At 42.7% G+C, this 10,551-nt stretch carries 10 protein-coding genes and 1 tRNA gene; 6 read left to right on the forward strand and 5 right to left on the reverse strand.

The genetic code is table 11. The features are described from left to right. The first annotated feature begins 211 nt into the window (after positions 1–211). The gene (locus FEM33_RS06205; RefSeq protein ID WP_139011219.1) at positions 212–583 is read left to right on the forward strand and encodes a hypothetical protein; all 372 of its coding nucleotides are present in this window, start codon (positions 212–214) and stop codon (positions 581–583) included. A gap of 138 nt (positions 584–721) precedes the next feature. On the opposite strand, the gene FEM33_RS06210 is transcribed toward FEM33_RS06205, so the two are convergent. Next, positions 722–1,303, reverse strand: a complete 582-nt coding sequence (locus FEM33_RS06210; RefSeq protein ID WP_139011220.1) for a DJ-1/PfpI family protein — start codon at positions 1,301–1,303, stop codon at positions 722–724. Between the two features lie 538 nt (positions 1,304–1,841). On the opposite strand from FEM33_RS06210, the gene FEM33_RS06215 reads away from it, so the two are divergent. Next, the gene (locus tag FEM33_RS06215) at positions 1,842–3,695 is read left to right on the forward strand and encodes an alkaline phosphatase (protein WP_139011221.1); all 1,854 of its coding nucleotides are present in this window, start codon (positions 1,842–1,844) and stop codon (positions 3,693–3,695) included. Between the two features lie 84 nt (positions 3,696–3,779). Here FEM33_RS06215 and FEM33_RS06220 read toward each other — a convergent pair whose 3' ends face one another. Beyond that, positions 3,780–4,367: a hypothetical protein gene (locus FEM33_RS06220; RefSeq protein ID WP_139011222.1), complete on the reverse strand. Its 588-nt coding sequence runs from the start codon at positions 4,365–4,367 to the stop codon at positions 3,780–3,782. Between the two features lie 267 nt (positions 4,368–4,634). On the opposite strand from FEM33_RS06220, the gene FEM33_RS06225 reads away from it, so the two are divergent. Further along, entirely contained in the window at positions 4,635–5,357 is a 723-nt protein-coding gene (locus tag FEM33_RS06225) for a hypothetical protein (protein WP_139011223.1), read from the forward strand. Positions 5,358–5,394: 37 nt separating this feature from the next. Here FEM33_RS06225 and FEM33_RS06230 read toward each other — a convergent pair whose 3' ends face one another. Beyond that, positions 5,395–6,165 carry a hypothetical protein gene (locus tag FEM33_RS06230; protein WP_139011224.1) on the reverse strand — a complete coding sequence of 257 codons (771 nt, stop codon included), beginning with the start codon at positions 6,163–6,165 and terminating at the stop codon, positions 5,395–5,397. A 141-nt stretch (positions 6,166–6,306) separates the two neighbouring features. Here FEM33_RS06230 and ubiE point away from each other — a divergent pair, with 141 nt between their 5' ends. The 3 genes from ubiE to FEM33_RS06245 all read left to right on the forward strand — a co-directional run bounded on the left by ubiE (position 6,307) and on the right by FEM33_RS06245 (position 7,895). Continuing rightward, positions 6,307–7,029, forward strand: coding sequence for a bifunctional demethylmenaquinone methyltransferase/2-methoxy-6-polyprenyl-1,4-benzoquinol methylase UbiE (ubiE, locus tag FEM33_RS06235; RefSeq protein ID WP_139011225.1), 723 nt, complete (start codon positions 6,307–6,309; stop codon positions 7,027–7,029). After that, complete coding sequence (porT, locus tag FEM33_RS06240; protein WP_229214112.1) at positions 7,002–7,712, forward strand: type IX secretion/gliding motility protein PorT/SprT; 711 nt, start codon at positions 7,002–7,004, stop codon at positions 7,710–7,712. Before ubiE ends, porT begins: the two co-directional genes overlap by 28 nt. Before the next feature lie 108 nt (positions 7,713–7,820). Further along, positions 7,821–7,895 (forward strand) — tRNA-Val (locus tag FEM33_RS06245). Between the two features lie 493 nt (positions 7,896–8,388). On the opposite strand, the gene FEM33_RS06250 is transcribed toward FEM33_RS06245, so the two are convergent. Both FEM33_RS06250 and FEM33_RS06255 read right to left on the reverse strand, forming a co-directional pair. After that, complete coding sequence (locus FEM33_RS06250) at positions 8,389–9,288, reverse strand: sugar phosphate isomerase/epimerase family protein (RefSeq protein WP_229214113.1); 900 nt, start codon at positions 9,286–9,288, stop codon at positions 8,389–8,391. 65 nt (positions 9,289–9,353) lie between these two features. After that, a complete protein-coding gene (locus tag FEM33_RS06255; RefSeq protein WP_139011227.1) occupies positions 9,354–10,511 on the reverse strand; it encodes a Gfo/Idh/MocA family protein in 1,158 nt (385 codons plus the stop codon). Positions 10,512–10,551: the final 40 nt, after the last annotated feature.

Raw genomic sequence — 10,551 nt, forward strand, 5'->3', positions numbered from 1 at the left:
TTTGTATTATTTTAATAAATGTATTTGTGATAGGAAGATATTTAGGTGTCTTTTGTAATTCGTAAACTATTGATAGACAATAGTCGTTCATTATTGTGAATGTTGTAAAGATCATTTGTTAAGATGTAATCTTTGCTTTCACTTCATAATTATTTTAATATTACAAAAGCAGCTTTGAACAGCAGTTCTGAGCATAAAAACTGAAACTATAATGATACGGATACAAAAACACACAAGCGGAAACAAATCCGGAGAACGGAGCGAGGGATTTTCAAAGAACCGCTACTCGGTACTTTATACGCTGAAAGGACAGTACCAGCACGTGGGCTGTTCGTCGCAGGAAGAGGCGCAGCATGTGCTGGGTATGCTGATGACAGATGGCAACCGGATTCCAGTCGGAATTTATGATTCCGGAACAGACACTTTTGAATGGGAAATCATCGGCCAGTATTTTCACAGCCAGGATCCGATCAGCGACCAGCAGGAACGTCTTCATGAAATATTAACGATTTCCCGGGCACTTCGCCGCCGTGATGCCAGCTGGCAGCCGGGACATTTGCAAAAACCGGGCTTTTTTGCCTGATATCCTGATTTCGCTTAATTAAAAGTATTACCAATTATCACAGAAAAGCCCTTGACGATTCCTGCCAAGGGCTTTCTTGGTGATGATCCGTATGTAATTACATTAGTTATTTTGTAACCGGATTGATTCCTGCAAGCATTAAACGCCTGAAATCCGGATTCCTAAAAGATTGTAAAATTCTTTCAGAATGGCGGGATGGCCGGGCCATGCAGGAGACGTTACAAGATTTCCGTCCACAACAGCTTGATCGGCAGGAATATTTTTCCAGGTACCACCGGCAAGTTCAATATCGGGGCCAACGGCTACATAGGCCGTCAGTGTGCGTCCTGTCAAGACTTTTGCAGCCGTCAAGACTTGGATTCCGTGACATATGGCAGCTACCGGTTTGTTTGTCTCAAAAAAGTACTTTGTAATTTCAAGCACCCGTTTGTTGAGGCGGGTGTATTCCGGTGCACGCCCGCCTGCAATATACAAGCCGTCATAATCCTCAGGATTTGCCAGATCAAAATCAACAGTAATGGGAAAACGGTGACCCTGCGTTTCCTTGTAAGTCTGATCGCCTACAAAATCATGAACAGCGGTAGGAATGGTTTCTCCTTTTTTACGGTCCGGCGCAAGCGTATCCACATCAATTCCTACCGAAAGCATGGCCTGATATGGGACCATCGCTTCATAGTCTTCAACATAATCTCCTACGAGCATCAAAATTTTCTTTGGCATGATGGTGAAAGTTAACAGTTGAAATAAATAACGCTGCCAAAGTTACATACAAAGAAATTTTTGTACAGCTTTTCTCACAATTGTCATTGCGAAAGTTATAAACCTAACTTCTGCAAGCCAGCCTCTCTTGTAAAATAAAATGAATGGCTGTTTATCTTCCGTTAAACAGGTTTTTTGAAAGGCCGGAAATTTAACTTAACCCGATTGCGGCTCATTACTTAACATTTGGTTAAAGCAGCAGAATATATTTAAGCCTATTTTCGCCAAAAAATAAGTCTGCCGCAATCTGAAAGGATCAGGTTTCTGACTTTGATATAAGCCGGTTTGCCGCATTTATCGGGATGGAAATATTCCTAATCGAATCGGTGAAGATGATGAGCTGGTATTTGCCGTACTTTATCAGCATTATTTCAAAGTCCTTGTTGAACGATGTATTTTATCATTTTTCATCAAATATTTTCTGGTCAGAGATTTATTTGTTTTCTGAATGGCATTATTTTAAAACCCGTTATTTTTTGTCCGAAACGGCATTGCTTTTATGAAGTTCATTATTCCTGTTTTCTTCTGCACGTTCCTTTTCTTCCATGAAAATCTGGCTCAGAATGCCGTTTCTTACACGGCTGCCCAGGCGCATTCGCACAATGATTATGAACAGAATATTCCATTCCTGCGCGCTTATTATCAACAATTTGGTTCAGTTGAGGCCGATATATTTTTAAAGAACGACAGTATTTTCGTTGCACATGAAGCAAGCCGTATCAAACCGGCAAATACTTTAAAGGAGCTTTATCTGAAGCCGATTGCTGCCAGGATACAGGATAATAAAGGAAGTATTTATCCGGATAAAGACCTTGGTTTACAGCTGCTTATAGACTTAAAAACGCCTGCAAGGGAAACCCTGCCTGCGCTGATCAGGGAACTTCAGCCGTATGAAAGCCTGCTTGCGCCGAAAGGTACAGTGAAAATCGTATTGAGCGGCAACATTCCGGATGCAACGGAATTCAGTAATTATCCTTCCTACCTGTTTTTTGACGGCCGCCCGGAAGTGGCTTATACGAAACCGCAGCTGGAACGGATCGGGCTTATCAGCCAGTCTTTTACAAAGTATACCAACTGGAACGGCAAAGGCATTCTGACTAAAAATGATAAAGCTGCGCTGGAAAAAGTGATCAGAACTGTTCATGATCAAGGCAAAAAAATCCGTTTCTGGGCTACACCCGACCACGTTAATGCATGGAAAATGCTGATGAACCTCGGCGTTGATTATCTCAATACAGACAAAGTGGAAGAGCTCGGGCCTTATCTGCGAAACCGGAAAGATGCTGAATTTACTTCCGGCAAAACGCAGGTGCTTTACAAGCCGGCTTATCGGAACAATGACAAACGCAGCAAGGTCAAAAATATCATTCTGCTTATTGGCGACGGCATGGGCCTTGCGCAGATTTATGCCGGAATGACTGCAAACCATGGCGCACTCAATCTTTCACAATTTCTGAACACCGGATTTTCAAAAACCAGTTCTGCCGATAGCTATATTACGGATTCTGCTGCGGGCGGAACGGCCATGGCAACCGGAAAGAAAGCGAGAAATCGTGCCATCGGTGTAGACACCAACAACGTTGCGCTTGCCAATTTGCCCGATATAATAACTCCATTTGGCATAAAATCGGGCATTATTTCTGCCGGAAGCATCACGGATGCAACACCCGCTGCGTTTTATGCACATCAGCCAGAACGCAGCATGGAAGCTGAAATTGCGCATGACTTCTTAAAATCAAACGCAGCAATACTTATTGGCGGCGGTTCGGAGCATTTTGAGAAAACGAAAGTGGCGGATACCTTGCGCAGCCGTGGTATGGAGGTTTCATACAACTGGCAGGACCTTGAAAAAATGAAGATGCCGTTTGTGCTTCTGGACAATTCAAAAACCGTTTCCATGCTGAAAGGAAGAGGAAACTTTCTGACGGAATCGTTTAAAAAAGCTGCTGAATCCCTGCAATCAAACAAAAATGGGTTTTTTATGATGGCCGAAGGCGCGCAGATCGATTACGGCGGACATGCCAATAAAGTGCCTTATGTTGTTACGGAAATGCTGGATTTCGATCAGCTGATCGGTGAAGCCATGCGGTTTGCAGACAGCAATGGCGAAACGCTCGTGATCGTCACAGCAGATCATGAAACCGGCGGACTGACTTTACTTGACGGCGACCTGCAGAAAGGTTATGTGGACGGAAGTTTCAGTACCAATGATCATACTTCGGTTATGGTTCCGGTTTTTGCATACGGGCCGCATTCACTCGATTTTCGGGGCATTTACGAGAACACCGAAATTTTCAGCAGAATCCTGGATATTTTTAAGAAATACAATAAAGAAGTAAAACAGCTGAAATGAGTAAATCTGAGTATTATGAATCTGGACTGATACATTTCACATTTCACTCCAGACATTTCACTCCAGACATTTCACAAACACACTTTACTTTTCACCTCCAAAAATCTTGTAATCCGTAATTTTGCCACGATTATCCTCCACAAACTGGCAAAAAGCGTTAATCTGGGAAAGCTGATGCGAAAAGTCGAAAGTCTGATCGTATTCTTCGCTGTAAACCTCATTAAAATCAGTAATTACATATCTCAGCTTTCGGATCCCTTTTGAACGCAGCGCCGGCAGATAAAAATTCTGGTGACTTTTTGCATAGTTCCCGGCTTCGTATTTACCCGTTGTTTTAATATCGACGGCCATGATTTTGCCAATTACATCCACATAGCCGTAAAGCAGAACGTCATTAATCTGATATTCGCAGTAAGCCTGGGTTTTTACCATCGGGCGGGGCAGAAGTGCTCTTACGCGGGCCAGAATACCGGCATCAAACATTTCTTCATTAATTCCCTTGATGGCGGCATCCTCAAAAGAAGTTCCTTTTGCCTGCGCTTCCGTCTGAACGGAAGGAAGCCGGTTAATACGGTCAATAAGCTCTGTTTCTGTTACATAGCCTTTTTCGAAACTGTCGTAAGTATTCAGCAGCGTAGGGTAAAATTTATATTTGACGGGACTGGCATTCATAGCGGGCATGTTGAAATTTATAAGTCTGATGCTTTGGACTTTCAAAACGGTAAGTCAGGAAAACGGACAAAAATATACATAGCAGTATAGCCTTTTGGTAAGTTATGCAATCCTGTGGGTAATTGCTGATCTGTTCAGTAAATCAAGAATTATTTATTTACCCTTTATTAAATATGAACAGCCATTTGATTGTCAGTTAAAATGAGCCGCGCATGTTAAGAAAAGTTCCATAAGTATTCCTAAGCTAAACAATCAATGCAATAGCAAATGTCTGATCAGGAGTTTCATGTAAAGCTTGACGAATTAAAGTTCCTGCAGGAAAATGAGCGTAAAGTTTTTTGTTCAAAATTCGATTGCAGTTATCTGGAAAATGAACTGGAATTAGCCAGATTGAAATTACGGCATAAAAAGGAACTGGATAATTTGAATAAAAAAGTTGCTGATGCAGATCAGGATCAGCAATCCGAAATATGTCAGCTAAGGGCACTGCATGAGAAAGAATCGGAAGATTTTATGAAGGAAGTTGCATGCACTGATCAGCGGTATAAACTAAAATCGGATTATCTGAAATTACGTCAAAAAACAGAGTTTCTCGATGTAAAAAAGAAATATGAATCCGAAATAAGCCAGCTGAAAATGCTTCATCGGAGCGAACTGAAAACGCTGATGAAAAAAATTGAATACAATGAACAAACCTATATACCGGAATTGGATCAAATGACTTTACGCCATAACATTGAACGTAATACGCTGATCAAAACATTTGTATTTGCAAACAAGTTGTACAACATTGGCGACGTCATTTCTGATCATGCCGGCTCGATTTCAATTCGGTCGTTTTCTTCTTTTACAACTTACAATGATTCTTATAAAATGATTTACCGGGGGATTATATTAACAAAAAATGGAGAACACAGAAAAGACGGTGCATACCGGTGTATTTCTGAGCCTGACGTAAAATCCCATTATCGTCCAATAACCGGTAAATAAAGGCATGATAAATAAATTCCATCAAGTTGATACTGTTTTAATGCTTTGTTCCTTTAAAGCGGTAAGTCAGGAAAACAGACAAAAAGCTGAACTTGTCATTGGGCGTATCGCTGTACGATTCGCTTTCCTCCGGATTGATCAGCCGGCGGCCAGAAGTTGCGTCCATTTTATCCGTTCTCACAAAATAGAAGCGGTAATCTATTCCCATTTTCAAAGATTTGAACAGCAGAAAATCCAGAGAAGTACCCAAAGGCAAAATGCCTTCGTGCGTCTTTTTGATTCCGGCAGGACCTTTGGGCGGGCCCCATCGTAAAAATAAAGGATTGCGCGCGCTGAGCTTGCTGTTTGTAAACCGGAGCAAACGGTTGTCATCGGTTGCAAATGCATTTGCACTGAAACAGACAAGTCCGATGCCGCCGTACAAGTAAAAGTGTGCATTACCGGGTTCAAGCCGGCTGAACTGTTCCGTAAGGTTCCATTTTACATTCAGTTCCAGCGAGTTATATTCATTGATAAAATAGGATTTGAAAAAGGCCGCTTTCTCTCCGCCCAGCTTTCCGGCAGTATAGTCAAAAGTCAGCGCCAGATTTTTATTAAACGATTTTCCCAGACTTATGCCGGCCATTCCCTGCATGTCCTGCTCGTTCAGCTCGCCGTAAAACTGCGTAAGACCGCCGCGCAGGCTTACTGAAAAAGGAAAATGTTCTTTCCGGTCATAACTTTTTTTCCTGCTGATACCGTTGGATTTTTGTCCGTATGATATGGAAAAGCTGAAAATAAAAACAATAAAAAATAAACCTTTGCGCATGCAGAATTAATTTAGGATCTGCCTATTAGACGCACATTTCGGGTTCCGGTCAGCGCATTATCCAAATAAGATTGCATGCCGGTCATTTAACAATAAAATAACTGTTAGTTTTGTTTATAGTTGTATTTACAAAAAAGCAAAATGAGTGTAGTACCCTATAAGCACAAGGACGGAAGCAAAAGAGAGCAGGTAGCAGAAATGTTTGACAATATTTCTCCCAAATACGATCTGCTCAATCATCTTCTGAGTGCAGGCGTTGATATTTACTGGCGTAAAAGAGCCATAAAACTGCTGCGGAAACAGCAGCCGAAAACCATTCTGGACATTGCAACGGGAACGGGTGATTTTGCCATAGAAGCACTTTCTCTCAAACCTGAAAAAATAATCGGTGTCGATATTTCGGAAGGAATGCTGGCCGTCGGGCGCGAAAAAATAGCGAAGCTTGGAAAACAGGATGTCATTACGCTTCAGAGCGGCGATTCGGAAAGTTTGACTTTTGCCAACAATTATTTTGATGCAATTATCGTTTCGTTTGGAGTACGTAATTTTCAGAATCTGCTAACCGGACTAACTGAAATGAACCGTGTCATGAAGGCCGGAGGAACTTGCGTTGTAGTTGAATTTTCCAAGCCGCGCAGCTTTCCGTTCAAGCAGTTTTATAATTTTTATTTCAAATACATATTGCCGTTGATTGGAAAGACGGTTTCAAAAGACAGTTCGGCATATACATATCTGCCTGAATCTGTTCAGGCGTTTCCGGATGGAGAAGCTTTTCTTGAAATTTTTAAAAAAGCAGGATTCATAAATACCAGATGCATACCACTTACCTTCGGGATTTGTTCAATTTACATAGGGCACAAGTAATATTCGGCTTTCTTGGATTACTGCTTGCAGCTCAGGAAGTACAGGCTCAGGGAACCGGATACAGGCGGCGTCATCTGGAGTTCTACGATGACAAACCGATTCATTACGGTATTTTGTTTGCGGTTCCTTTCACACGCTTCAATATCAGTCATAGTAACGAGTTTGTGTCCAAGGATTCTGCCTTTGTCATTCAGTCGCCCAACAATGCGGCATTCCGGATGGGTTTTACAATCAATGCTTTTATGAACGAGCATTTTGACTTGCGCACTACGCCTTCGGTTTCCTTGTATGAGCGGCATGTTAAATTCAGTTATCCAAACGGCACGGATAAAACAGAAAAACGGGAGTCAACCTGGATTGAAGTTCCTTTGCTGCTGAAATACAAATCCTTAAGACGTGTAAATTCCAGAATGTACATGCTTGCCGGCGTAACCTTCGGAATAGAAACGAACGTAAAGCGAAACAGGGGAGGCGGCGGAGGCCGGCTGGACACGAAGTCCAGCGACTTCTCGATTGATTACGGAATCGGTTACGAGCAATTTTTTGAATTCTTCAAATTTGCACCGGAACTGCGCTTTTCACATGGTTTGATGAATGTTTTTCAGCCGACAAAAAATTCAGCAGGGATGGGAATAAACCGTTTGTCTACGCACACGGTAACGCTTTATTTAAATTTTGAATAAGGAATCCTGATAATCAATGCATTGCAAATTTTTTGATTTTTTTTCATTAAAAAAGTTGCAGTTACAAAATTAGTCGCACATATTTGCACTCCCAAACGACGGGAAAAAGGGAGTTTAGCTCAGTTGGTTCAGAGCATCTGCCTTACAAGCAGAGGGTCGGGGGTTCGAATCCCTCAACTCCCACGATTAAAAAAGCACTTACAGCGAAAGCGTAAGTGCTTTTTGGTTTTTATATGCTTGCTGATCGCATTTGTCCTAGGCCGCAGAGCGGCCTCTTGTTTGTAGCACTAAATGTTTCCATATACGATTCGGCCCCGGCGGGGCCTCCTGATTATCCGTAAACAGGATGCTCCTCCGAAGCCATGTACAACTTCCCTAATTCCTTTTGCTATAAACAGGATGCTCCTCCGGAGCGGTGTAGTTCTTCAGCGTACAAGTAGTTTCTATTTTTTGAGCTCCTGCCATTTCCGGCATTTGTCCTAGGCCGCAGAGCGGCCTCCTGTTTGTAGCACTAAACGTTTTCATACACGATTCGGCCCCGGCGGGGCCTCCTGACTATCCGTAAAAGGGGGCTCCTCCGAAACCATGTACAACTTCCTTAATTTCTTTTGCTATAAACAGAATGCTCCTCCGGAGCAGCGTACGATTCTTTGATCTTGATTCAATTTGTAGATTTTTATTGATAAGTCTTCAAAGCTTCCTTGTCATCCATTTGTTTCAGAACCTTTTTTAGCCCGCTTATATTCATCGTCAGGCCTTCTTCTGCATCCGGAGCAGTCTCTTCGTTGATGATTCCAACTGGACCGCGGTATGTGCTGTTTTTTACAATCTGCATCATTTTCAGTTCTGCATCTCCGTTGCCGACAGGAACAACTTTAACCGGATTGCCTTTTTTCAGCCCGGCAAGGTTCAATGCCATTAGGTGCGGAACAATCCGAGGAAAAAATTCCGGAAATCTGTCTATTTGTTCTTCGGCATGATGAAAGTTGTAGACGATTCCGATATTCGGTTTCTTCAGGTATCTGATAATTTCCAGCTGATTTTCCGGTTCGCCATACCAGCCGCCATGATTGTAAAGACCTACGCTGCAGCCAATCTCAGCCGCTTTGTCTGCGATATAAGCAATTGCCCTGGCATGTACCTTCACTTTTTCGTCCTGCGTCATGGAGTCAATGTCCTTTATGCCTGCAACCATGCACCAGATCTGTGTTTTTACTTTATGACGTTTCAGTAAATCAATGATAATATCCAGATTCTTATCGTTTTCAGGGTTTGGGCCTGAATAAAGCCAGAATGCCTGCAATGCAATATGATGTTTTTTCAGCTCGTCCAGCTCGGTATCAAATTCGGGAATATGCTTTTCGCGCCAGTCATATGCAAGCATTGTAATACCCAGTTTGTTGAGCATTTCCGCGCGTTCAGCCGGAGTTCTGTTTTTAACATCATATGGCACAATGCACCACGCAATCAGGTTTTCACGTGCAAAGATGCTGTTTGTTCGCCTGGCATTTTGTGCGTTTGAGCTTACTGCAGCAAGCAAAACAAGAAACGTCAGAATACTTTTTCTGCAAATCATGGTTGATAAACCATTTGAGTCAATTAAATAGGCAACCATGAATAATGAAAATTTAAATTGATAAATCAGAGCGTAACCTGCGATCCGGTTTCTGCAGAAACAATTCCTGCTTCCAGTACCTGAATGATTTTCAGACCATCGGCAAAGTCGGGTTTGATGGCAGTGTCTTCTTCAATGGCTTTGATAAAATCCGCAACGGCATGAACAAACGAGTGCTCATAACCGATAATGTGTCCGGCCGGCCACCAATTTGCGGCATATGGATGCACTGCTTCTGTTGCGAGTATAGTCCGGAATCCCTGCTGCCCGGCTTCATCGTCGTTGGAAAAATACTGAAGTTCATTCATTCTTTCCAGGTCAAAAACCAGACTTCCCTTACTTCCGTAAATTTCAAATGTCAGTCTGTTTTTTCTGCCGGTCGCAAACCGCGTAGCTTCAAATGACCCGATTGTGCCGTTTTTGAAAGTAACCATCATCAAGGCGGCATCTTCTACAGTTACTTCGCCTTTCTCATCTCCTTTGGTTGAGGCAGAAAGGTTGCCCGATGTCGTTTCATCCGCAAGCGGCCTTTCCTTGATAAAATGGGTGGTCAGTGCGGAAACCGTTGCAATGTCACCGATCAGATAATGAGCCAGATCCACGGCATGTGAGTTGAGGTCCCACTGCGGGCCGGCTTGTGCCGTTTCTTTTCGCAGCTGCCATGTAAGCGGAAATTCAGGATCAACGATCCAGTCTTGCTGATAAGCACAGCGCCAATGGAAAATACGGCCGATTTTGCCGTCATCTATCATTTTTCTGGCGTAGGAAACAGCCGGCGTTCTTCGGTAATTATGATTTAAATAGTGTTTTACTTTATTGTCTTCACAAACTTTCAGCATTTCCTCCGCCTGCTTGCTGTTCATGGAAAGCGGTTTTTCACAAAAAATATGTTTTCCTTCCTTCGCTGCCGCAATGGCTACGTCATAATGAAGCTGCTGCGGAAGTGCAATGTCTACAATATTAATATCAGGTCTTGCGACAAGCTTTTTCCAGTCCGTTTCTGTTTCTTCCCAGTTCCATTTTCCGGCAAATTCCTTTAAAGATTCTTCTTGTCTGCCGCATGCCGCTTTCAGTACCGGAACTGCGGGCAGGTCAAAAAACAGCGGTGCCTTCATCCATGCATTGCTGTGGGCGCGGCCCATAAATTTGTAACCTATAATACCTACGTTAAGATGTTTTTTCATTAGTAAAGAGCCTATACTTGGTTGCGAAATCTGCGGTATG

The organism is Dyadobacter flavalbus, from assembly GCF_006149045.1.
Lineage (GTDB): Bacteria > Bacteroidota > Bacteroidia > Cytophagales > Spirosomataceae > Dyadobacter > Dyadobacter flavalbus.